Origin of the sequence: Paraburkholderia sp. GAS448, from assembly GCF_050435685.1 — a bacterium.
In the GTDB taxonomy this organism is placed as follows: domain Bacteria; phylum Pseudomonadota; class Gammaproteobacteria; order Burkholderiales; family Burkholderiaceae; genus Paraburkholderia.
In genome coordinates this window covers 83,716-107,458 of sequence record NZ_JBNDKT010000013.1, presented here as the reverse complement: position 1 = coordinate 107,458, position 23,743 = coordinate 83,716, and the positions used below count along the sequence as shown (strand labels likewise).

The 23,743-nt window shown below is 64.9% G+C and carries 21 protein-coding genes; 15 read left to right on the top strand and 6 right to left on the bottom strand.

Annotation, left to right across the window (positions count from 1 at the left end; translation table 11 throughout):
* Positions 1–15 precede the first annotated feature (15 nt).
* From ureC to ureG, 4 genes are read left to right on the top strand one after another with little or no spacing between them, the layout of a single operon-like run.
* Positions 16–1,722, top strand: a complete 1,707-nt coding sequence (gene ureC / locus P3T23_RS23430) for an urease subunit alpha (protein ID WP_429318507.1) — start codon at positions 16–18, stop codon at positions 1,720–1,722.
* Between the two features lies 1 nt (position 1,723).
* Entirely contained in the window at positions 1,724–2,389 is a 666-nt protein-coding gene (ureE, locus tag P3T23_RS23425) for an urease accessory protein UreE (protein WP_429318506.1), read from the top strand.
* A complete protein-coding gene (locus P3T23_RS23420) occupies positions 2,376–3,056 on the top strand; it encodes an urease accessory protein UreF (RefSeq protein WP_429318505.1) in 681 nt (226 codons plus the stop codon). Before ureE ends, P3T23_RS23420 begins: the two co-directional genes overlap by 14 nt.
* Positions 3,057–3,067: 11 nt before the next feature.
* Positions 3,068–3,715: an urease accessory protein UreG gene (ureG, locus tag P3T23_RS23415; protein WP_429318504.1), complete on the top strand. Its 648-nt coding sequence runs from the start codon at positions 3,068–3,070 to the stop codon at positions 3,713–3,715.
* Positions 3,716–3,739: 24 nt separating this feature from the next.
* Here the strand turns inward: ureG and waaA are convergent, their stop codons facing one another.
* From waaA to P3T23_RS23395, 4 genes are all read right to left on the bottom strand, one after another.
* Entirely contained in the window at positions 3,740–5,041 is a 1,302-nt protein-coding gene (gene waaA, locus P3T23_RS23410) for a lipid IV(A) 3-deoxy-D-manno-octulosonic acid transferase (protein WP_429318503.1), read from the bottom strand.
* A 52-nt stretch (positions 5,042–5,093) separates the two neighbouring features.
* Entirely contained in the window at positions 5,094–5,978 is an 885-nt protein-coding gene (locus P3T23_RS23405; protein WP_429318502.1) for a Kdo hydroxylase family protein, read from the bottom strand.
* Between the two features lie 200 nt (positions 5,979–6,178).
* Positions 6,179–7,180: a lipopolysaccharide heptosyltransferase I gene (waaC, locus tag P3T23_RS23400; protein ID WP_429318501.1), complete on the bottom strand. Its 1,002-nt coding sequence runs from the start codon at positions 7,178–7,180 to the stop codon at positions 6,179–6,181.
* Between the two features lie 208 nt (positions 7,181–7,388).
* Positions 7,389–8,783 carry a phosphomannomutase/phosphoglucomutase gene (locus P3T23_RS23395; RefSeq protein WP_429318500.1) on the bottom strand — a complete coding sequence of 465 codons (1,395 nt, stop codon included), beginning with the start codon at positions 8,781–8,783 and terminating at the stop codon, positions 7,389–7,391.
* 309 nt (positions 8,784–9,092) lie between these two features.
* Between P3T23_RS23395 and P3T23_RS23390 the strand changes: the two genes are divergently transcribed.
* The 4 genes from P3T23_RS23390 (at position 9,093) to galE (ending at position 13,485) form a co-directional block, all read left to right on the top strand.
* The gene (locus P3T23_RS23390) at positions 9,093–10,367 is read left to right on the top strand and encodes an oligosaccharide flippase family protein (RefSeq protein ID WP_429318623.1); all 1,275 of its coding nucleotides are present in this window, start codon (positions 9,093–9,095) and stop codon (positions 10,365–10,367) included.
* Positions 10,368–10,477: 110 nt separating this feature from the next.
* Positions 10,478–11,254 carry a glycosyltransferase gene (locus tag P3T23_RS23385; RefSeq protein WP_429318622.1) on the top strand — a complete coding sequence of 259 codons (777 nt, stop codon included), beginning with the start codon at positions 10,478–10,480 and terminating at the stop codon, positions 11,252–11,254.
* A gap of 39 nt (positions 11,255–11,293) precedes the next feature.
* Positions 11,294–12,442 (top strand): glycosyltransferase family 4 protein, encoded by a 1,149-nt coding sequence (locus P3T23_RS23380; RefSeq protein ID WP_429318499.1) that lies wholly within the window; start codon positions 11,294–11,296, stop codon positions 12,440–12,442.
* Positions 12,443–12,453: 11 nt separating this feature from the next.
* Positions 12,454–13,485, top strand: a complete 1,032-nt coding sequence (gene galE, locus P3T23_RS23375; protein WP_429318498.1) for a UDP-glucose 4-epimerase GalE — start codon at positions 12,454–12,456, stop codon at positions 13,483–13,485.
* 119 nt (positions 13,486–13,604) lie between these two features.
* Here the strand turns inward: galE and P3T23_RS23370 are convergent, their stop codons facing one another.
* Positions 13,605–13,769: an FmdB family zinc ribbon protein gene (locus tag P3T23_RS23370; protein ID WP_429318497.1), complete on the bottom strand. Its 165-nt coding sequence runs from the start codon at positions 13,767–13,769 to the stop codon at positions 13,605–13,607.
* Positions 13,770–14,209: 440 nt separating this feature from the next.
* Here P3T23_RS23370 and P3T23_RS23365 point away from each other — a divergent pair, with 440 nt between their 5' ends.
* Together P3T23_RS23365 and P3T23_RS23360 are read left to right on the top strand one after the other, a co-directional pair.
* Positions 14,210–14,584 (top strand): DUF2784 domain-containing protein, encoded by a 375-nt coding sequence (locus P3T23_RS23365; protein WP_429318621.1) that lies wholly within the window; start codon positions 14,210–14,212, stop codon positions 14,582–14,584.
* A 165-nt stretch (positions 14,585–14,749) separates the two neighbouring features.
* Positions 14,750–15,235: an adenosine-specific kinase gene (locus P3T23_RS23360; protein WP_133660579.1), complete on the top strand. Its 486-nt coding sequence runs from the start codon at positions 14,750–14,752 to the stop codon at positions 15,233–15,235.
* A gap of 188 nt (positions 15,236–15,423) precedes the next feature.
* Here P3T23_RS23360 and P3T23_RS23355 read toward each other — a convergent pair whose 3' ends face one another.
* Positions 15,424–16,818 carry a Do family serine endopeptidase gene (locus tag P3T23_RS23355; RefSeq protein ID WP_429318496.1) on the bottom strand — a complete coding sequence of 465 codons (1,395 nt, stop codon included), beginning with the start codon at positions 16,816–16,818 and terminating at the stop codon, positions 15,424–15,426.
* A gap of 400 nt (positions 16,819–17,218) precedes the next feature.
* Between P3T23_RS23355 and P3T23_RS23350 the strand changes: the two genes are divergently transcribed.
* The 5 genes from P3T23_RS23350 (at position 17,219) to P3T23_RS23330 (ending at position 23,467) form a co-directional block, all read left to right on the top strand.
* Complete coding sequence (locus tag P3T23_RS23350) at positions 17,219–17,683, top strand: ferritin-like domain-containing protein (RefSeq protein ID WP_429318495.1); 465 nt, start codon at positions 17,219–17,221, stop codon at positions 17,681–17,683.
* A gap of 85 nt (positions 17,684–17,768) precedes the next feature.
* Positions 17,769–18,764, top strand: a complete 996-nt coding sequence (locus tag P3T23_RS23345) for a virginiamycin B lyase family protein (RefSeq protein ID WP_429318494.1) — start codon at positions 17,769–17,771, stop codon at positions 18,762–18,764.
* Positions 18,765–19,026: 262 nt separating this feature from the next.
* Positions 19,027–19,728 (top strand): ABC transporter ATP-binding protein, encoded by a 702-nt coding sequence (locus P3T23_RS23340; protein WP_429318493.1) that lies wholly within the window; start codon positions 19,027–19,029, stop codon positions 19,726–19,728.
* A gap of 3 nt (positions 19,729–19,731) precedes the next feature.
* The gene (locus tag P3T23_RS23335) at positions 19,732–22,311 is read left to right on the top strand and encodes an FtsX-like permease family protein (protein WP_429318492.1); all 2,580 of its coding nucleotides are present in this window, start codon (positions 19,732–19,734) and stop codon (positions 22,309–22,311) included.
* Between the two features lie 4 nt (positions 22,312–22,315).
* The gene (locus tag P3T23_RS23330; RefSeq protein WP_429318491.1) at positions 22,316–23,467 is read left to right on the top strand and encodes a lipocalin-like domain-containing protein; all 1,152 of its coding nucleotides are present in this window, start codon (positions 22,316–22,318) and stop codon (positions 23,465–23,467) included.
* Positions 23,468–23,743: the final 276 nt, after the last annotated feature.

Below are 23,743 nucleotides of genomic sequence, written 5' to 3'. Positions count from 1 at the left end.
TCCGGATCCACATCCATGACACTACGCATTGGCCGCCGCGCATACGCGGAAATGTTCGGCCCCACGACCGGCGACCGCGTCCGCCTCGCCGATACCGAACTGCTGATCGAAGTCGAGCGCGACTTCACGATCTACGGCGAAGAAGTGAAATTCGGCGGCGGCAAGGTGATCCGCGACGGCATGGGTCAGTCGCAACGCGTCGCGGCTGATGTCGTCGACACGGTCGTGACGAACGCCGTGATCCTCGATCACTGGGGCATCGTCAAGGCCGATATCGGCATCAAGAACGGCCGTATCGCCGCGATCGGCAAGGCCGGCAATCCGGACATCCAGCCAGGCGTGACGATTGCGATCGGCGCGGCCACCGAAGTAATCGCCGGCGAAGGGTTGATCGTCACCGCGGGCGGCATCGATACGCACATTCACTTCATCAGCCCGCAGCAGATCGACGAAGCGCTCGCGAGCGGCGTCACGACGATGCTCGGCGGCGGCACCGGTCCGGCGACCGGCACCAATGCAACGACCTGCACGCCCGGGCCCTGGCATCTCGAACGGATGCTGCAGGCCGCCGACGGCTATCCGATGAATCTCGGCTTTCTCGGCAAGGGCAACGTGAGCCAGCCGGCGCCGGCCACCGAACAGATCGCTGCCGGTGCGATCGGTCTGAAGCTGCACGAAGACTGGGGCACGACGCCGGCTGCCATCGACAACTGCCTGTCGGTCGCCGACGATACCGACACCCAGGTCGCGATCCACACCGATACACTGAACGAAGCCGGTTTCGTCGAAGCGACGGTCGCGGCATTCAAGGGCCGCACGATTCACACGTATCACACCGAAGGCGCGGGCGGCGGCCACGCGCCCGACATCATCAAGGTCTGCGGCGAAGCGAACGTGCTGCCGTCGTCGACCAATCCGACGCGCCCGTACACGGTCAACACGCTCGAAGAGCACCTCGACATGCTGATGGTGTGCCATCACCTGGATCCGTCGATTGCGGAAGACATCGCGTTTGCCGAATCGCGGATCCGCCGCGAGACGATCGCCGCCGAAGACATCCTGCACGACCTCGGCGCGCTGTCGATGCTGTCGTCGGATTCACAGGCGATGGGGCGGGTCGGCGAAGTGATCATCCGCACCTGGCAGACGGCGCACAAGATGAAGGTGCAGCGTGGCGCGCTGCCGGAAGATACCGGCCGCAACGATAACTTCCGCGCCAAGCGTTATGTCGCGAAGTACACGATCAATCCGGCCATCACGCACGGCATCTCGCATGAAGTCGGTTCGATCGAACCGGGCAAGTGGGCCGATCTGGTGTTCTGGGAACCGGCGTTCTTCGGCATCAAGCCGTCGCTGATTCTGAAGGGCGGCATGATCGCGATGGCGCAGATGGGGGACCCGAACGCGTCGATTCCAACGCCGCAGCCGGTCCACTATCGCGACATGTTCGCGACGCGTGGCGGCGCATTGGGACGCACGTCGCTGACTTTCGTGTCGCAGATGGCCGCCGACGCAGGCATTGCCGAGCGCTATGGCCTCAGCAAGCGTATCGTTGCGGTGAAGAACTGCCGCAACATCTCGAAGGCGGATATGATCCACAACGCGTGGCGGCCTTCGATCACGGTCGACCCCGAAACGTATGAAGTTGTCGCGGACGGCCAGTTGCTGACCTGCGAACCCGCCACCGTGCTGCCGATGGCACAACGCTATTTCCTTTTCTGACATGCGCACGATCGACAAACGCATCGACCCGCACATCAAGCTCGCTGCCGTGCTGGTGAAGCGCGCGCCGACGCTGACGCTCGCGTTCGATGCACGCTGCAAAAGCCGTCTGGCGGCGACACTCGATAACGGCGAAGAGGTGGCATTGCTGTTGCCGCGCGGCACGGTGCTGCGCGATGGCGACATACTCGTTGCGCAGGATGGCGGACTGGTGCGCGTGATGGCCGCCGCGGAAGACGTGCTGTACGTACGTGCTCCCGACCGGTTGACGCTCACGCGCGCGGCGTATCACCTCGGCAATCGTCATACGCCCGTCGAAGTGGGCGACGACTATCTGAAGCTCGAATTCGATCCGGTGCTCGCGGATATGTTGAAGCGCCTCGGCGCGATAGTGGATCAGGTGTCGATGCCGTTCCAGCCGGAAACCGGGGCATACGGCGGCGGCCATAAACACGGCCACGACGAAACGTTCGCCGAAGATTACGCGATCGCGCAGCAGGTGTTCGACGAACATCACGGGCACGGGCATTCGCACGATCATGACCCCGACCATGGGCATTCGCATGCACATGGTCACCCGCACGAGCACAAGCACGACCACGCCCACGATCACGACGACTGCGATCCGTCCTGCGGCCACACGCATCATCACCATGCGCATCGCTGAACTCACTGCGCTGCTGCATCTGGCGTCGCCGGCCCTGCCGATTGGCGCGTTCAGCTATTCGCAGGGACTCGAAGCGGCGATCGAAGCGCAGCTCATCACCGATGCGCACGGCGCCCGTGAATGGATCGCGAGCGGTCTCACGAACGTGCTCGCTCGCGCTGAGCTGCCGTTTCTCGCGCATCAGATCGGGCGCTGGCGCGCGCACGACGTCGACGCACTCGTAGACGGCAACGTCGAATTCCTCGCGAGCCGCGAATCCGCCGAACTGCGACGCGAGACGGGGCAGATGGGCTGGTCGTTGCGACAGCTGTGCACATCGCTCGAATGGGGCGACGCCGACAGGCGCGCGACGCTCGCTTCGATGACGCCGGTCGCGCAACCGACGGCGTTCGCGTTTGCCGCCTGTGCGCACGACGTGGCGGAAGAGGCCGCCCTCGCCGCCTACGCGTTCAGCTGGGTCGAAAACCAGGCGGCCGCCGCGCTGAAAGCCGTGCCGCTCGGGCAGCTTGCCGGCCAGCGCATCATCGTCGCCCTGCGCGAGCGCATCGACGAAGCGGTAGCGCGCGCGCTCGCCACGCCGCCACAGGACATCAACACCTTCGCGCCGCAGCTCGGCATTCTATCGGCGCGTCACGAGTCGCAGTATTCACGGCTCTTTCGCTCATAAGCTCCACCACCATGAACGCACCTCACCACCACAGCATCAAACGTACGAAGAAACTGCCGCCGCTGCGCGTGGGCGTAGGCGGCCCGGTCGGCTCCGGCAAGACGACCCTGCTCGAAATGCTCTGCAAGGCGATGCGCGATCGCTACGACCTCGTCGCGATCACCAACGACATCTATACGAAAGAAGACCAGCGCCTGTTGACGGTCGCCGGCGCGTTGCCGGCCGAGCGGATCATGGGCGTCGAAACGGGCGGTTGTCCGCATACGGCTATCCGGGAAGACGCGTCGATCAACCTGGAGGCCGTCGACCGCATGCTGACGCGCTTTCCCGATGCCGACATCGTGTTCATCGAATCGGGAGGCGACAACCTCGCGGCCACCTTCAGCCCGGAGCTGTCGGACCTGACGATCTACGTGATCGACGTGGCGGGCGGCGAGAAGATTCCGCGCAAGGGCGGGCCTGGCATCACGAAGTCGGACCTGCTCGTGATCAACAAGACGGATCTCGCGCCGATGGTTGGCGCGAATCTGGACGTGATGGCATCGGACGCGAAGAAGATGCGCGGCGAACGGCCCTTCGTGATGTGCAACCTGAAAGCGCTCGATGGACTCGCCGATGTCATCGCCTTCATCGAGAAGAAAGGGTTGCTGACGGTCTAGGCCGTTGCAGCAACCCGACGACGTTCATTCCTGCGGCAGCAGCGTCGTCAACACATCGACGGTTCTGGCCGTCGCGCCGCGATGGCGCGCGGCAAATGCCGACGCAGCGCCGCTCATCGCGATGCGGCGCGACCTGTCTTCGAAGAGTTCACCCAGCACGCGAGCGAGATCGGCTGGATCCTGCACCTGCACCGCCGCGCCCGCGGCCACCGCATCGGCGGTCGCCTGCGTGAAGTTGAACACGTGCGGCCCGATCAGCACGGGTACACCTACCGCACACGCTTCGATCAGGTTCTGGCCACCAAGCGGCAACAGGCTGCCGCCGATGAACGCCAGATCCGACGCGGCGTAATACGCGCCCAGCTCACCCATCGAATCGCCAAGCAGCACGGTGACATCGCGCGGCAACGGATCGATCGTCTGCCCGGAAGCCGCGGCGCCTGCCGGCGTCCACTTCGAGCGCCGCATAAGACGCAGACCGGCCTTATTCACCAGTGAAGCGACTTCGTTGAAACGCTGCGGATGCCGGGGCACGAGAATCAACAGCGCATCCTCGACATTGAGCGCGGCGAATGCCTGCAACACGAGCGCTTCCTCGCCTTCGCGCGTGCTCGCAGCCACCCAGACCGGACGCGAGCCGATGGCCGCGCGCCAGGCATGGCCGCGCGCCGCGAGTTCAGGCGGCGTGCTCATATCGAACTTGAGGTTACCCAGCACCGCGACATTGCGCGCGCCAAGCGCGGTCAGACGCTCCGCGTCGGACGGACTCTGCGCCAGCACGCGGGCAAAGCCGCCGAACACTTCGCGCGTCCCGCCGCCGAACTTCGCGGCACGACGGTACGAACGCTGCGACATCCGCGCATTGGTCAGCACGAGCGGCACGTCGGCGCGACGGCATTCGTCGATGAGTGTCGGCCACACTTCGGTTTCCATCACGATACCCAACGACGGCCGCCACGCACGCAGAAAGCGCCGCACCGCATGCGGCATGTCGTACGGCAGATAGCTGCGCAACACACGGTCGCCGAAGATCTCCTCGCCCGTCGCGCGGCCGCTCGGCGTCATGTGCGTGAGCAGGATGCGGGCATCGGGCCGCGCCTGCATTAGCGCTTCGATCAGCGGCTGTGCCGCGCGCGTCTCGCCGACCGATACCGCGTGCACCCAGATGAGCGGGGTGCCGTCCTCCGGCAGACGGCCGCGTGTACGGCCGAAGCGTTCGCCGATATGCTCGCGATAACCGCGCTCGCGACGCGAACGGATCAGAAGCCGCAGCACGGCGAGAGGCGCAATGATCCACCAGAGCGCGTTATAGATGACTCTCAGCATTCAGCCCCCGGGTGGAGGCGAAGCACGCCATACGGTGCAAAACGGGCCGCGCTCAAACCAGCGCCCTGCCCTTCAGGCGTTCGAGGATGCCCAGCGGCGCGCACTCGGGCTGCGCCATGGCCTTGACCGGCAGGAAGAACGTCTGCTCCAGCATGAACTGACCGGACATGACCGCGTGCGCCGTCTGGTCGGAGAAACAGACCCAGACGCTGCCAGGCGGAAACGGCATGGTCTCCTGCGGGCTCGCCTTCTGGTAGTCGAGGTCGGCTTTCATGCCGTCGTGCAGGTTCAGCATCAGATGGTCGTACTCGCTGCGCCGCGACTTGGTCACATGCAGCAGGTTCAGGAGCCATGCGGAACCAGGCGCCTGCGGCTTGATCTTCGGCAGGAAACGCTTCGCCATGTCTTCGAACGGTTCGCCGACGCGCCACACACGCGGCGCGCCATGCGGGTTCACGTTCGTGAAGACGCGCAAAATGCGCTCGCCGTAGTTCGGACGCGACGGAAACGCGTCGACGTGCAGACGGCTGTCGTCCTTACGCCACGACGTCTGACGCGTTTCGACCCGATGCAGGCGCAGGCTCGTGGGCGCGACGCGCAGCTTGCCGTCGTACTCGGGAAAAAGCCCGTCGACGAGCGTGCGCGCGTTCGTCTGATAACGCGCGATCAACGCCCGCACGGCCGATTGCGTCACCGCATCGCCCAGTACGCCGTGAAGCGCGCCGCCATTCGGCTCGAGGCTGATGTTCTTGCGTTTCGGATCGGCCAGCGCAGGGTCGAGCAGCGCCTGCTCGCCGCCTTCGATCGCAAAGCGCAGGTTCGGGAAATACAGCACCTTGCCGCGTTCGACGCCGGCGATCAGCGTCTCGCGCGGGACGGACAGGTTGCCGCCGTGCCAGTCGGCGGTTGCGACTTCGATGATCTGTGATTCGTTCATGGTCGCCCTTTGAAGCGGGTTGAGCGTAGCGTGTTGTTTGACGCGGCGGCCTCGCATCTGCGCGGCGCGCTTCAAGTGCGGCGCCTTCCACGTGTGGCGGGCAACGAGCGGTCGCTCGTGTTCGCCCATTTCACGCGGCGCGCCTTGAAACGCAGTGCAGCGATGACAGCGGCCGCGCACAGCGGCAACCGCCGCGCCCGTTACAGCAGGCCGAACCCGGCCAGCGTGGACTTCACCTCTTGCAGCGTCGGCGGCTTGCCGGCCGTGCCGAGATTGACGACATTCGGCGACCAGTAACCGCCGGTGCGCCACGCGGTGGCGAAATTGTACAACTCGACCGTCGGCCGCTTCAGCGCCGCCGCGATGTGGACAAGACCTGTGTCAACGCCAACGGTCGCAGCGGCCCCATCGATCAGCCCGACCACAGCCGGCAACGACAGCCGCGGCGGCACGATCGCCGCGGCGCCGAATTCACGCGCGAGCCTCTCGCTGGTCTCGCGTTCGGCGTCGCTGCCCCACGGCAGAACGATCGACGCGCCACGCCGCACCAGCGACTGGCCCAGTTCGATCCACGCGGTATCCGGCCACTGCTTGTCCGCCCGCGACGTGGCGTGCACAAACACCACGTAAGGCACGGGAAGATTCAGCCCGAGCGCGGACAGCGCCAGCGACGCGCGGCGCGTGTCGAGGCCGAAGTCGATATCGTCGGTAGGCTGCGGCATGGGTTCGCCGAGCGCACCCGCGACCAGCTGGCGCGTCCGTTCGACGACATGCGTGCGCGGCGGAATCGGCACGCGCCGGCCATAGAAAAAGCGCACCGGCCATTCGAAGCCCGCGCCGTCCGTACGGTTCGCGAGACCGACGAGCGGCCCGCGCGCCCAACTCGCGACCCACGCGGTCTTGATGAGCCCCTGGCAGTCGATCACCAGATCGTACTTCTCGGCGACGAGCGCACGGCGAAACGCGCTGATTTCGCGCCAGTTCTCCGGCGAAAACAACCGCTTGCGCCAGCGGCGCAGCGAAAACGGGATGGCCCGGCGCACACCGTCGACCAGTTCCACCAGGTCGATGAAGCTTTCTTCGACGAGCCAGTCGATCTGCGCATCGGGATGCCGGCGGCGGATATCGGCAATCACGGGCATGTTGTGGACGACGTCGCCTAGCGACGACACCCTCACGATCAGTATCTTTTGTACGCTCAAGTGGAAAATGCCGGCAAAGCGGCTCGAAGAGGCATGAACAGGAGCGCAATTCTATCGCGGCGGGTCGGGAAACACGCTCATTAACCCGGACACGACACGAAAAAACGCGGCGCGATGGCACGAGCCATGCGCCGCGTCCGACGGCGGTGTCATCACGGGCGAGGTGCAACCCGCCCGGCATGCCGCGCGTCTGACCGTTGTCTGCCGCCTAGAACGGCAGTTTTGCGTCGGCCTTCTCGGCGAGGATCACGCGCCGGAAGTCTTCCTGAATGCGCGCAAGCGCGGCGTCATTATCGGCCTCGAAGCGCATCACGACCACCGGCGTCGTGTTCGACGAGCGCGCAAGACCAAACCCATCCGGATACTCGACGCGCAGGCCGTCGATCGTCACGACATCGTCGGCGCCGGTGAACTTCGCGTTCTTCTGCATGCGGGCGATGAGTTCGAAGTTTTCGCCCTCTTCCAGCTTCAGTTGCAGCTCCGGCGTGGAATGCGAATTCGGCAGGCTGTTCAGCAGCTTGCTCGGATCGGCCACGCGCGCGAGGATTTCGAGCAGACGCGCCCCCGTGTACAGGCCATCGTCGAAGCCATACCAGCGGTCCTTGAAGAACACGTGACCGCTCATTTCGCCCGCGAGCGGCGCGCCGGTTTCGCGCAGTTTCGCCTTCACGAGCGAGTGGCCGGTCTTCCACATCAGCGGCTCGCCGCCCTTTTCACGCACCCATTTCGCGAGATTGCGCGTGCACTTCACGTCATAGATGATCTGCGCGCCCTTATTGCGGGACAACACTTCTTCGGCAAACAGCATCAGCTGACGGTCCGGATAGATGATCTGGCCGTCTTTCGTGACGACGCCGAGACGATCGCCGTCGCCATCGAAGGCGAAACCGATTTCGGCATCGGTTTCCTTCAGGGCGCGGATCACGTCCTGCAGGTTTTCCGGGTGGGCCGGGTCCGGGTGGTGATTCGGGAAGGTACCGTCGATCTCCGTGAACAGTTCCACGAGTTCGCAGCCGAGCTTCCTGAAAAGACGCGGAGCAAGACCGCCTGCCACGCCGTTGCCGGTATCGACGACGATCTTCAGCGGCCGGGCCAGCTTGATGTCGCTGACGATGCGGTCAAGATACGCGTCCGCGATGTCGTAGTCGGTGTAGCTGCCGCTGCCTTCGCTGAAGTTCTCGTCGACGATGCGCTGATGCAGTGCCAGAATCTGGTCGCCATAAATGGCCGCGCCGCGCAGGACCATCTTGAAGCCGTTGTAGTCGGGCGGATTGTGGCTGCCGGTGACGACGATGCACGAATCCACGCGGCGCTCGCCGCCTGCGAGCTTGAGCGGCACGCTCGCGGCAAAGTAGCCGACCGGCGTCGGCACCATGCCGACGTTGACGACGTCCACGCCTGCTGCGCGGAGACCGTCGGAGAGCGCGGCAATGAGCTCAGGGCCTGACAGACGGCCGTCACGGGCCACGACGACCGCATCGCCGCCCTGCGCACGCACTTCGCTGCCGAACGCACGGCCGATCGAGCGGGCGGTGTCGGCGTCCAGCGTCTTGCCGATCACGCCGCGGATGTCATACGCCTTGAAAATCGATTTGGAGATCATGAGTTCGCTCACTTGCGTGCAATGGAAAAATTTGACCGGGAAAAAACGGGGCCTCTCTGCGGAGTCTCTACTGGTCCTCGCGTCGCACCCTTGCCGGAAGCCTTCCGGTTCCAACTTATAATTGCGGTTTTTCTGACACGCCTATCTGGCGCCTATTCTAATGCTTAGACGCCCTCCCCTCATAAAGTTGCCGCGACTTGCGGCGGGGCGGGCATGCGCTCAGGTGTCTGGACAGCTGGCTCTGCATGGTTTGACTGCGGCAGGCACGAAGCCTGCCGGTGAATGGACGTACAAGCGGACGGACGCCGGATGCTGACGCTCAAGCGCTTTGCCAATCCGGATGTGACCAAGGCGGTCGCCAATATCGTCTGGCTGGGACTGGAACGGCTCACGCAGATCGCCGTCGCGATCGTGATCAGTGGCTTGCTGGCCCGCTATTTCGGCCCGGACACGTTCGGCAAGTGGCAATACGCCAATACGCTGCTGCTGGTTCTCTCGCCGGTTACCTGGGTCTGCGGCGCGGAAATTCTCGTACCGACCATCGTCAAACGCCCTCCTGCGCAACTGGGCACCGTGCTGGGCAGCGCGTTTGCGCTGCGGATCTCCGTCTCCGTCGCGGCCTTGCTGCTGACCTGGTGCGGCATTGCGGCCGGGATCGCCATGGGCCTGACCGATCCGCTCGTCGGCGCAATGCTCGCGGGTCTTGCCGTGACGATGCTGTTTCGCGAGCCGTTTGTCGGCGTCATCAATGCGTGGCTGCAAAGCATGACGTACAGCAAGCCGCAATTGTTGACGAGCATGACGACGGCTATCGTCAAGGCCGCGCTCGTCTATCTGCTCGTGCGCGCGGCCTCGGCGCCATCGCACTTCGGCTGGCTGTGGGCACTCGAATCGGCGGCCATCAGCGCGATATTGCTCGCGTACTTCGTGCGGCAGCATGGCGGCAAGCTCGGCTGGCACGTCGAGCGCGGCCTTTTCCGCCATTTCGCGACCGCCGGCACCGTATTCTGGCTCGGCCTGATCTGCATGTACCTGTTCCTGAAGCTCGACCGGCTGATGCTCGAGCGCGCGATCTCGTTTGCCGATCTCGGGCGCTATTCGGCCGCGCAACAGCTGAACGAGAACTGGATCACCCTTGCCCTGATGCTCGCGCAGACACTCGCACCCGCTTTCGTCTATCGCGTGCAGGACGCAGCGCACCTGCGCCGCAATATGTGGCGGTTGATGGGGATGACTGCGCTGCTGATGACCGGCGGGGCACTCGTTCTCGATCTATTGGCGGGTTTTATCATCGGCCGCGTGTTCGGGCCGGCCTTCGATGGCGCGATCGGGATTTTCCGCTGGGCCGTGTGGCTCTCCGTGCCGGCCGGCATCGAGGCAATCGGTAATCTGGTCGTGCTTAAATACCAGGCGAAATTTGTCCTGCTGTCGAAGTGGCTGCTCGCGCTTGCCGTGGCCTTCGTGATCAATCTGCTGACGATTCCGCGTCTTGGCGCGTATGGCGCGCTCGTCGGACTCGCCGGCGGCTATCTGGCCGCCACCGCAGTCAATCTCTATTACATCCGCTTCAAGCTGCGCCCATGAACTCATCCGTGCCTTCGTCCGCGTCCTCATCCGGGTCCCTTCCGGGGTCCTCGGCAGCGCGGCTCACGAACACGCCACGCGACGGCGCGCTCGACGACGTCGCCGTGCTGATGCCCGCCTACAACGGCCAGGCCGACGTCGATCGCACGCTCGCGTCGTTCAACGAGGCTGCGCCCGTTCACGTGCTGATCGTCGATGACGGCAGCACGCCGCCGATCGTCGCGCCTCGCCTGCCGAACATGTCGATCGAGGTGCTGCGCATGCCGCAAAACGGCGGCATCGAACGCGCGCTGCAAGCCGGCATCGATGTGCTTCACGAGCGCGGTTATCGCTACGCCGCGCGCATCGACGCGGGCGATCTCACGGTGCCGCACCGGCTTGCGAAGCAGCGCGCGTATCTCGAAGCGCATCCGCAGGTCGCGGGCCTCGGCATGTGGACCCAGGTCGTCACGCGCGATGGCCAGCCGCTCTTCATGCTGAGCCCGCCTGTCGAACCCGACGCGATCCGCCGCATCCGCTTTTTCCGTGCGTGTTTCGTGCATCCGTCGATGATGCTGCGTATCGACGCCGTGCGGGCTGTCGGCAACTATCGCGCGGCGTATCGCTCTGCCGAAGATCTCGATCTGTTCCTGCGCCTGATGGAGCGCCATGACTGTGCGAACCTGCCGGAACTCGGCCTTTATTACGAGCTGAACGAGGGCGGCATCAGCGCGACGAAACGCCGGCAACAGGTCACCTCGACGCTCAGGCTGCAACTGCACTACTTCAACGCGAAGAATGTCTATGACTGGCTCGGCCTCGCGAAGAACCTGCTGCATTTCGTGATGCCGTATCGCACGTTGCAACGTATCAAGCGCGTGCTGTTCGCGCCTCGCACGGGCCGCTGAATCGTGTCGCCACACACTCTCCTTTCCGGTGAAGTCCGCATGAAGCCCGTCAGCGAATCTGCCAGCGCCCTTCGCATCAGCCTCGTCTGCAATACGGCGTGGGCGATCTATACCTACCGGCAGGGGCTGATCCGCATGCTCGTCGGCAAGGGGGTCGAGGTCACGGTGATCGCGCCGCGCGACCGCACCTTCGATCTGCTCGCGCAGATGGGTTGCCGCTGCATCGACCTGCCGGTGGCCTCGAAGGGCACAAGCCCGCGCGAGGATCTGCGCACGTTGTGGGCGCTGTACCGGCACTACCGTTCGATCCGGCCGCATGTCGTGATTCATTACACGATCAAGCCGAATATCTATGGCACGATCGCGGCAAGACTCGCGGGCGTCGATTCGGTCGCCGTGACGACCGGTCTTGGCTATGTGTTCATTCAGCAGAGCCGCGCGGCGCAGGTCGCCAAAAAGCTGTACCGTTTCGCTTTCCGGTTCCCGCGCGAGGTGTGGTTCCTGAATCGCGACGACAAGGCCGCTTTCGTCGACCAGAACCTGCTTGTCCATCCGGAGCGCGCGCGGCTGCTGCACGGCGAGGGGGTTGATCTCGAGCAGTTCGCGTTCACGCCGCTCGCTGAGAAGACACATTTCGATTTCATACTCATCGGGCGGCTCCTGTGGGACAAGGGCGTCGGCGAGTATGTCGAGGCCGCGAGACGGCTGCGATCGCGCTATCCGCAGGCGCGCTTCCGTCTGCTTGGGCCGGTCGGCGTGGATAATCCCAGCGCGATCACGCGCGCCGAAGTCGAGGCATGGGAGCGCGAAGGCATCATCGAGTATCTGGGTGAGGCGCATGATGTGCGGCCTTTTATTGCCGATGCTGACTGCGTAGTTTTGCCGTCGTATCGTGAAGGCGTGCCTCGCACGCTGATGGAAGCGTCGGCGATGGGCCGCCCGATCGTCACCACCGATGTGCCGGGATGCCGCGAAGTGGTCGCGGATGGCGTCAATGGCTTGCTGTGCGAGGTGAAAAGCTCGGAGAGTCTCGCCGCGAAGCTCGCACAGATGCTGGACATGAACGGCGACGAACGCCGGGCAATGGGAAAACGTGGCCGCGAGAAAGTCACGTCGGAGTTCGACGAACGCATGGTGGTCGAACGATACAAAGAACTTTTGCAGACCTTGACGGGCGTTTCACTTTAACGGAGCACAGCATGTCAGCAACAGAGGCGAAGGGCACGATTCTGGTCACGGGCGGAGCGGGTTTCATCGGCTCCCATACGTGCGTTGAATTGTTGAACGGCGGCTACGACGTGGTCGTGATCGACAATCTCGTCAACAGCAATCGCGAGTCGCTCGCGCGGGTCGAACGGATCACCGGCAAGACCGTCGCGTTCTACGAAGCTGATGTGCGCGATGAAGCCACGCTGAAGCGCATTTTCGACGCGCATCCTGTCACCGGTGCGATTCACTTCGCGGCGTTGAAGGCGGTTGGCGAATCGGTGGCGAAGCCCATCGAGTACTACCGTAACAACGTCGACAGCCTTCTCGTGCTGCTCGACGTGATGCGTCAACGCAATGTGAAGCAGTTTGTGTTCAGTTCGTCGGCGACCGTGTATGGCGTGCCGAAAAGCTCGCCGATCGACGAATCGTTTCCGCTATCCGCGACGAATCCTTATGGGCAGTCGAAGCTGATCGCGGAACAGGTGCTGCGCGATCTCGAGGTGTCGGATCCGGGCTGGCGCATCGCGACGCTGCGCTATTTCAATCCGGTCGGCGCACATGAGAGCGGATTGATCGGTGAAGATCCGGCCGGCATTCCGAACAACCTGATGCCGTATGTCGCGCAGGTGGCCGTCGGCAAGCTCGATAAGCTGCGCGTATTCGGCGGCGACTACCCCACGCATGACGGCACCGGCGTGCGTGACTACATCCATGTGGTCGACCTGGCGCGCGGGCACCTGGCCGCACTCGATGCGCTGGTAAAGCGCGATGCGAGCTTCGTCGTGAATCTGGGTACGGGCCAGGGGTATAGCGTGCTCGACGTGGTGCGCGCCTTCGAGAAAGCGTCGGGCAGACCGGTGCCGTATGAAATCGTCGCTCGTCGTCCGGGCGACGTGGCCTCGTGTTTCGCGGACCCTCGCGCGGCTGAAGAGATCATCGGCTGGCGCGCACAGTACGGCATCGAGAGGATGTGCGCGGATCACTGGCGCTGGCAGGAGCAGAATCCAAAGGGGTTCGCCTGACCGGCCTGCGGCTTGACGGCGCGTCAGCGCAAACAGAGGGGCGCCGGGACGCGTCCGCCCCGGCGGCTCACCCGCACCTGGCACGAATCGAATCGGACGGCCAGCCGGCCGCGCGGGTCTCAGCTCTTTCTCGATGTCTTTGCGACAAAGGGCGTGGGTTTGTGTTGCACCTTCTCGCTCCCGCACTTGGGGCAAAGCGGATGGGCATTTTGATGTTCAACGAGATGTTCGGCATGCTCGAACGTCTCGCCACACTGCTCGCAGCGGTATTGATAAGTCGGCATCGCGCTCCTCCCTCCTGAATCCCGCACCGGCAGACGACGTATGCGACGCCGGCCGGATGTGCTGCACGCCAGCAACCTGCCAGGGCTGCAGCAGCGCACGCGATGCGCGCGAGTGCGGACCTGGCCCGTTCCGGCCCCGATCTCGTTTCAACGCCTGGTGATAATCTGGACCCGTCGCCGACAGGGTACGAAACAGGCGCACGGAACATCGCTCCATAGCTCGATGATCGCCGTCGCCGTTTCTCCTGCGTGTGCGCAAAACGCTCGCCGCGCTCGCAGCCCGAACACGCGATACGCCCTCCGGCAGGGTTCCGTTTCAGTCTACATCCGATAGCGCGCGACAATGCAACGATATTCCGACAAACGTGGCGCAGCGCGAAAACCGTGCGGCATTGCACAAGAGGCTGTCCGGCGTTCGCCGCGAATTCTGTGAGCACATCATGAACTGGCTGGCCGACGCGGTGCTCATCCTGCATGCGCTGGTCGTGATGTTTATCGTGGGGGGACTCGTCGCGATCTGGGTGGGTGCAGCCCTCGGCTGGAACTGGGTACGCGGCCGGCTGTTCCGGGGCGTGCATCTGCTGGCGATCGGCGTCGTGTCCACGCTGGCGCTGCTCGGCGTCGCCTGCCCGCTGACCGTGCTGGAAGACTGGCTGCGACATGGCCCGAACGAAACGCAGGGCTTCATTCAACGCTGGGTGAGCCGCCTGCTCTATTACGACGCGCCCGCCTGGGCGTTCACGCTTCTGTACGTCGCGTTCGCGCTCGTGGTGCTGACCATCTGGCGCCGGATTCCGCCGCGGCGACGCGCCTGAGCGAAAGGCGACCCGCTGGCAAACAACCTATCATTTGAACACCAGCCGGTTTTTTCGCCGATGCGATCTGCGGCAGGCAATCCGGTGATCCGGACGCCAGCGTGACCAGCAGGTGTCCCGGCACGCGGCTCCAGACCCCGCGTTCGACACAGAGGGAGGTTCGATATGCAACTGCTGACCATGGCCGTCGACAAGCCGGAAGACATGAATTTCATCCTGGGGCAAAGCCACTTCATCAAGTCCGTCGAGGACATTCACGAAGCAATGGTCGGCACTGTCCCTGGAATCAGGTTCGGGCTCGCCTTCTGCGAAGCGTCGGGCAAGCGCCTCATACGGTCTTCGGGTACGGATGCGGGCCTGATCGAGCTTGCACGGCGAAACGCGATGACCATTGGCGCCGGCCACAGCTTCATCATCTTTCTGGGCGACGGGTTTTACCCGGTCAACGTGTTGAACGCCATCAAGGCGGTGCCCGAAGTGTGCCGGATCTTCTGCGCGACGGCGAATCCCACCCAGATCGTCGTCGCCGAGATGGAGCAGGGGCGCGGCATCATGGGTGTCGTGGACGGATTCACGCCGCTTGGTGTCGAAACCGAAGAAGACGTCCAGTGGCGCAAGGACCTGCTGCGGCAGATTGGCTACAAGGCTTGAACGCAAGGCTGGGATGCTCCGTGATTCAGGGCGATCCCCTTGCGTAGTGACCGCGGCACATTTGACCGCAATGTGGGGTCCTGTACGGATATTTTTCGGGCGGCCGCCTGCATCGCAACGAATTGCGTTTGGCCGCCCGTGACCGTCTCTAAGTGTTCAACTGGACTATGTCCAGGCTTCCCAACCCGTCAGCCGAGTTCAACCGGGACAGACAGCTGTTCACCGTCCCGCTGGATCAACAAGGACACTTGATCGCCCGCCTGGGAAATCATCTGCCTGAGTTGGTTCACGCTCGTCACCCGCTTGCCATCGACAGCAAGAATCACATCCCCGGACTGGATCCCCGCCTGGGCCGCCGGCCCCTGTGCCTGCTCAACGAGCAAGCCGGACGACAGCGACGCCTCACCCAGCTCTTCCTGCGTAAGCGGCCGGACCGCGACGCCCAGCCGCGCATGAGCCGGCTGCCGTGCGGCGTTCGGCGACTCCTTCGTACCCGACATGACACCTACCGTAACGGACAGGCTCTTCCGGCTGCCGTTGCGCCAGACGCCGATATCGGCCGTGGCACCCGGCGACAACCCGGCGATCCGCGAGCGCAACTCCGACGCATCGCTCACCGATGTGCCGTTGACCGAGAGGATCACGTCTCCTGTCTGTATCCCAGCTCTCGCGGCCGGGCCGTCAGGATTGACGGAGCCGACCAGCGCGCCCTGCGGTTTATCCATGCCCAGCGATTTCGCAGCCGACTGGTCGATGGGCCCGACACCGATGCCAAGAAGGCCGCGGCTCACATGGCCGGTCTTGACGAGATCGTCCTTGACCTTGATTGCCTCGTCGATCGGAATGGCGAACGACAGACCCTGAAAACCGCCTGTGCGCGAATAGATCATCGAGTTGATGCCGATCACCTCGCCCTTCATGTTGAACAGCGGGCCGCCTGAATTGCCCGGATTCACCGGTACGTCGGTCTGGATGAACGAGGTGTAGTTCTCATCCGACATATTGCGCGACTTCGCGCTGATGATGCCGGACGTGACCGTGTTGTCGAAGCCATAGGGCGAGCCGATCGCGAGCACCCATTCACCGACCTTGCTTTGCGCCGGATCGCCGATTTTCACGGTGGGCAGGGTTCCCGCGTCGATCTTCAGCACGGCGACGTCCGACTCCTTGTCGGTGCCGATCACCTGGGCCGGAAATTCTCGCTTGTCCTTCAGCATGACGGTGACGACGTTCGCGCCGTCGACGACGTGGTTGTTCGTCAGAATATAGCCATCCTGACTGATGATGAAGCCTGAACCCAGGGCCGCGCTCGATTGGTCAGCCCCGTCCTGCCCTTGTGAATCACCCTGGCCGGCAAGGTGCTTCGCGCTGATGTGGACCACGGCAGGTCCGTAGTTCGCGACGATTTCCGAGAAGTCCGGCGTGCCGGGGCGCGCACTGGATGCGAACGGCGCGGTCGCCGTATCGGCGCTCTTGACGGTCTGCGACGCATCGGCATTGCGATGGCCTACGGCGTATGCGCCCGCCAGAGCGGCTACGGCGCCGAGGGTCATCGCGCCGCGGGAGAGGATTCTGGTGTTCATGGGTTCTCGTAGAGCGTAAGGAGTACTTTTTTGAGATGCGTAACGTACGTCACATCGCTTAAAGCGGGCTTAAATCTCTGCGGGCGAGGGAGTCTTCGGGGGCGAGGCTTACCGCAGGTCTTCTAATAAGGGGACGAAACAGGTGTTCCGCGAACCCGATGCGCAACGCGCAGAAATGGCGTTCCGACACCTGGCACCTCCCTGCCACCTCAGTCCTGAAACCCGGTGCCCGCCACTAGCCGGATTCGACAACCCGAGCCTCTCTCGCTATGTTTGTAGAGCAAGGCTAACGAATCTGGCCGGATGACGACTGACGTGGCAGCGCGATAGCGCGCAGAATGACCCTCGTCAACGATCAGTCGGCATCTCTCGAAACTGGTTCCGCAAAATGGAGGGAAAAATGTCAGAGATAGAGAAGGAAAAGGTCGTGGCAGTGCTGAACCGGATTCTCGAGTCCGAACTGGCTGGCGTGGTCCGATACACTCATTATTCGTTCCTGGTTTTCGGCTTTGGCCGCATCCCCATTGTGTCGTGGCTGCGACAGCAGGCCGACGAATCGCTCCTGCATGCCCAACAGGCCGGCGAATGGATCACCACCCTCGGCGCATACCCGTCCCTGGAAATTGGCCCGCTTCTGGACTCGCACACCTTCGACATCGCTTCCATCCTGCGTGAATCGCTGGAAGCCGAGAAAGTCGCGCTTGGCCTGTATCGGGACCTGCTCGCGCTGGCGGAAGGTCGATCGGTCGCGCTCGAAGAATACGCACGCCAGATGATCCATGTCGAAGAGCTGCACGCCGGCGAAGTGGACAAAATGCTGCGCCGCCCCGGAGCAATGACGACACCGCCCGAGCGCGGCACATAAGCAGCCTGATCGTGGGCCGCGGTCCGGCGCATATTGCTGCGCCGCAGTCGATACGGAAGAAGGAACAAGGAAGAGGCACAGCATGATGAGCGCCAGATCCTTTGCTTCAGCCCTGATCGGCGTAGCGCTCGCCGCAGGCGTCGCGCAAGCCGGTACGGCGCGCGCTGCGCAGCCGCAGCAATTCGACAGCTTCGCGCTGCCCGTCGGTAGCGCGCCGCACGACGTCGCGCCGGCAGCAGGCGGCGCCGTCTGGTACACCGCCCAGGCCCAGGGCGCGCTCGGGCGGCTCGACCCGGGAAGCGGCAAGACGGTCCAGATCCCACTCGGAGACGGATCGGCGCCGCACGGCGTGATCGTCGGTCCGGATCGGGCGGCCTGGGTCACCGATGGAGGCTTGAACGCGATCGTGCGGGTCGATCCGAACACGTTCGCCGTGACGCGTTTTCCTCTGCCGAAGGACCGCGCTTCTGCGAATCTGAACACCGCGGTTTTCGACAGGCTCGGACATCTGTGGTTTACCGGGCAAAACGGCGTCTATGGCGAACTGGATCCGAAGAACGGCCGCATGCGCGTCTTCGATGCGCCTCGCGGCGCCGGGCCTTACGGCATCTGCGTGACGCCGGACGGCAGCCTCTATTTCGCGTCGCTTGCTGGAAGCTATCTCGGCCGCATCGATCCTGAGAGCGGCGCCGTGCAGGTCATCGAGCCGCCGACGCCGCACCAGGGTGCGCGGCGGGTGTGGTCCGATTCGAAGGGGCGCGTCTGGGTCAGCGAATGGAATGCCGGGAAACTGGGCCTCTACGATCCGGCGACGCGTCAATGGCGCGAATGGCGACTCCCCGGCGACGCCCCTCATGCCTATGCGATCTTCGTCGACAACCGCGATACCGTCTGGCTCAGCGAGTGGAGCGCCAACGCGCTCGTGCGCTTCGACCCGCGCAGCGAGCGGTTCGACGTGTATGCGCTGCCGCACGCGCACGCGAACGTTCGCCAGTTGCTCGGACGCACGGGAGAAGTGTGGCTGCCTGAATCGGGTGTCGATCATCTGGTGCGTTACCGGTATGGCGCAGCCGAAAATTGACCGTGCCGATATTGCCGCCGCCCCATCGCACGCTGATCCGCTGACAGCGGACTGACGGTTGCCTTTCCCGGCGACCCTGTCGCTGAGGCAAGCGGCATGCGCAGACTTCCTCCTATACTCCAGACGTAGGTCATCCTCCACTCTGGCTGGCTGCTTCCATGCGTGCACTGCCAACGAACGTGTCCCGCACGTTCTGCGCGACGCAAAGGCCGACGCAGAGCCGGCTGCTGCACTCGCAGCGCGACCGCTGCCCCGGGACACCATGCTGACGCTGTCGAATGTTTCGAAGAGCTATCAAGGCACGCAACCGCGCAATGTGCTGCGCGCGGTGAACCTCGAACTGCGAGCCGGCGAATGCGTGGCGATCATGGGGGAGTCCGGCACCGGAAAATCGACGCTGCTGAACCTGGCCGCCGGGCTCGACCGGCCCGATACCGGCCAGATCCTGTTCGAAGGACAGGATCTGGCAACGCTCGACGATGACGCCGTTACCCTTGAACGGCGCCAGAAAATGGGCTTCGTGTTTCAGGCGTTCCATGTGCTGCCGAATCTGAGCGCCGCCCAGAATATCGCCCTGCCGCTGCTGCTGAACGGTGTGGGCGCGAGAGACGTGGCGGAGCGCGTGGCCGCTGCGCTGGCGTCGGTCGGGCTCGAAGGGCGCGCCGACACGATGCCGCGCGAGCTCTCCGGCGGCGAATTGCAGCGCGTGGCGATTGCGCGCGCGCTCGTCCATCGTCCACGTCTCGTGCTGGCAGACGAGCCCACCGGCAACCTCGACCACGACACGGCGATGCGCATCCTGCACCTGCTGCGCGAACTGACCCGGCAACACGGTGCCGCCGCGCTGCTCGTCACGCACTCGGCGGTGGCCGCCGCGACCGCCGATCGGGTCCTGCGACTGACCTCGCAAGGACTCGAGCCGTTTGCGCCGGGTCAGGTCAGCGCCGGGGCCGGAGCCGCGTAGGCGATGCGCGTCCCGAGCGCCGTGCGTCCCCTGCGCCCATGGCGCATTTTCTCCTCCGCCGGTGCGTACGGCGTGGCGCTCATCGCGGGCGAGGCGCGCGGGCATCCGTTGCGGGCGATTGTCGGCATTCTCGCCATTGCGGCGGGCGTCGCGATGGGCTACTCGGTGGATCTGATCAACCGCGCGGCGCTGACCGAACTCTCCGCGACGGTCAATTCGCTGATGGGGAACGCCGACGTGGAAATACGCGGCCCACGCGCCGGTTTCGATGAATCGCTCTACGCGCGCATCGCGCGCCTGCCGGACATCGAGACGGCAAGCCCCGTGGTCGAGGTCGATGCACGGGTGACTGGCCGCATGGAGCCGCTGAAACTGCTCGGGATCGATGTCTTTCGCGCGGGCCTCGTGACGCCGAATCTCATCGGGCGTGTCGAGAGCACGCGTGCCGGAAGCCTCGACCTGCTGGACCCTGACGCAGTTTTTCTTTCGCCTGCAGCATTGACGTGGCTGGGTCTGCAGCCGGGAGCGCATCTTGCCGTCCAGGTCGGGCTTCAATCCGTCGTGCTGCGCGTGGCGGGCGTGCTCCCCGCCACGGGCGAAGCGGTGCGTGTCGGCGTGATGGACATCGGCGCCGCGCAGTGGCGTTTGCAGCGACTCGGGTCCTTGCAGCGGATCGACATCAAGCTGAAGCCCGGGGTGGATGTCGCCACGTTTAAGCGCTCGGTCGCGCCGCTGCTTCCGGCTGGGGTAGCTGCCGTCACGCCGCTCGACAACGCGCACCGCACGTCGCAGCTCTCGCGTGCCTACCGGGCAAACCTGAACGTGCTTGCGCTCGTCGCGCTCTTCACGGGCGCGTTTCTCATCTTCACGATGCAGGCGCTCGCCGTGCTGCGGCGGCGCGCGCAGTTCGCATTGCTGCGCACGCTTGGCGTGACGCGCCGCGGCGTGTTGTGGCTCATCGTCGCGGAAGGTGCGGCGCTCGGGGTGCCGGGCGCGCTGGCGGGGCTCGCGCTCGGCTTCGCCCTGGCCGCCGCGGTGCTGCGCTACGCGGGCGGCGATCTCGGCGGCGGCTATTTCGAGGGCGTACAGCCGAAAGTGCAGTTCGACGCGCCGGCCGCGTTGATGTTCTTCGCGCTCGGATTGTGCGCGTCGATCATCGGCAGCATCGCGCCCGCACTCGAAGCCGCACGCGCGAGTCCTGCCCAGGCGCTGAAGGCAGGCGACGAAGAAGCGCCACTCGGGCGTCTGCGCACACGTTGGGGCGTGACAGCCGCTTTGGGCGCACTCGCTCTGGGACTCGCGGCGACGCAGCTTCCCCCGGTCGCCGGCTTGCCGGTGTTTGGCTATGCAGCCATAGCGTTGCTGCTGCTCGGCGGCGTTCTGGCGATGCCGTTTGTCGCGCATGCGGTGTTTGACGCGCTGCCACGTCCACAACGTGCGCTCCCGCAACTGGCTCTCGCGCAGCTTGCTCACGCACCCGGCCGCGCGGCCATCGGCCTTGCCGGCATCGTCGCGAGTTTCAGCCTGATGACGGCCATGGCGATCATGGTGTCGAGCTTTCGCATCGCGGTAGACGACTGGCTGCAACTGCTGCTGCCCGCCCCCCTTTACCTGCGCGCGGCGCCTGGCGGCGACAGTGCGTACCTGTCCCCGAACGACCAGGTGGTCATCGCGGCGACGAAAGGCGTCGAGCGAGCCGAATTCCTGCGCGCGACGCAGATCTCACTCGACGCGCGTTTGCCACCCGTCAGCCTGCTCGCGCGACCGATCGATCCGCATAATCCGGGCGCACGTTTGCAGCTGACCGGCGCGCCCGTCATGCCGCGCGAAGGCGATCCGCCACCGGTGTGGGTCAGCGAGGCGATGGTCGATCTGTATGGCATGCAGCCTGGGCGCCGCATCCTGCTGCCGCTGGCAGGCCAGCGCTTTGCTGTGATCGTGGCCGGCACGTGGCGCGACTATGCGCGCCAGTTCGGCGCGATCGTGATCGACGAACGCGACTATCGCCGGCTCACGCACGATACGCGGGTGACCGATGCGGCGCTCTGGCTCGCGCCTGGCGTCGCGCCGGCGCAGGTCATCGCGCGACTGCGCGAGGGCCTAGCCGGCGGACATCAGCTGGCTTTCGCCGAGCCGGGCGAGATTCGCGCGACGAGCCTCAGGATATTCGACCGCAGCTTCGCGGTGACCTATCTGCTGGAGGCGGTGGCCGTGATCATCGGGCTGTTCGGTATCGGCGCAAGCTTCGGCGCGCAGGCGCTTGCCCGCGCGCGGGAGTTCGGCGTGCTGCGGCACCTGGGTGTGACGCGCCGTCAGATCGGTGCGATGCTTGCGCTCGAGGGCGCGCTCGTGGCGCTCGTCGGCGTGCTCTCCGGGCTCACACTCGGCTCGGGCATTGCGATGGTGCTCGTGCACGTCGTCAATCCGCAGTCCTTTCATTGGACGATGGACCTGCACATGCCGTGGCGACTGCTCTCCACGCTCGCGTCGGCGGTCGTTGGCGCCGCCGCGCTCACCGCGCTCTGGAGCGCGCGCACGGCGATGTCGGTGGACGCCGTGCGTGCCGTGCGCGACGACTGGTGACCCTATGAAAAGGCGCGCGTTCCTGCTGTTGCCGCCGGCGCTGCTGTTCGGGCGAGCCGCACGGGCCCGCGCGCCGGACTATCCGCCCGTGCGAAGCGGAGAGCAACTGGCGTTCCCGCGCGACTTCGGCGCGCATTCTCGCTATCGCACCGAGTGGTGGTATGCGACCGGCTGGCTGCAAACGGATACCGGTGCGTCGCTCGGCTTTCAGGTGACGTTCTTTCGTTCGCGTCCGGCGCTCGACGATGCCAACCCGAGCCGCTTCGCGCCTGCGCAACTGCTCTTCGCCAACGTCGCGCTGAGCGACCCGGACGTGGGCAGGCTGCAGCACGACCAGCGCGCGGCGCGCAGCGGCTTTGGTCTCGCGGACGCGAGCGAGGCGGACACCAACGTGCACATCGGCGAGTGGTCGTTGCGGCGTGAGACCGACGGACGCTACCTCGTCAGCGTTGCCGCAGCCGACTTTATGTTTCTGTTCACGATGCAGCCCACGCACCCGGCGCTCGTCAATGGCGCATCGGGCTATAGCCGCAAGGGGCCGATGCCGGACGAGGCGAGCTATTACTACAGCGAACCGTGGCTGCACGTGGACGGCACCTTGACGCGCAGGCGCCTACCCGGCGGCATCCCCGACCACGATCCGGAGCACGTGAACGGCACTGCATGGCTCGATCACGAATGGTCGTCGGCGGCGCTCGCAGAAGGCGCCGTCGGCTGGGACTGGATCGGCATCAATCTCGACGACGGTGGCGCGGTGATGGCGTTTCAGATTCGCGACAAGGCGGGGCACAAGTTCTGGGCCGGCGGCACATTGCGCAACGCCGACGGGAACACGCGCGCGCTCGCGCCTGAGAGCGTCAGCTTCACCCCGTTGCGCTGGTGGCGCTCGCCGCACACCGGCGCGCGCTACCCGGTCGCGATGCGCGTCGATGCCGGCGACGCCCATCTGGTGCTCGCGCCGCTAATGGACGATCAGGAGCTCGACAGCCGCGCCAGCACGGGCGCCGTGTACTGGGAAGGCGCAGTCGTCGCATTGAACGTAAGCGGCGTGAATACCGCGAGTGCGGCGAGCGGGCCAGGCGCAACAGACGCGGCAACGCGACTCGGACGGGGTTATCTGGAACTGACTGGATATTTTCAGCGGCTCGATCTGTAGCATGGCGATGGTCGGGCAGGCTGCGCCGTGTCCACAACGCGTGACGACCCATACGCGCTCCGGATGCTGACCGGCAAGGACTTTGATTTCCACTACCACTCCGGGCTGCCTGCATCGTCGCGCCGGACATGCTCAACGTGTTGCAGTGCACCGGCCTGACGCTCGACGAAATGCTCCATGAATGCTTGCACGGCGCGTCGGCCCCCTCGATTTCCTCGCAAGGATCGTCGTGCTTCCTGCACAACCGACCCGCCCGGGCGTCGCGCTCTCCGTGCC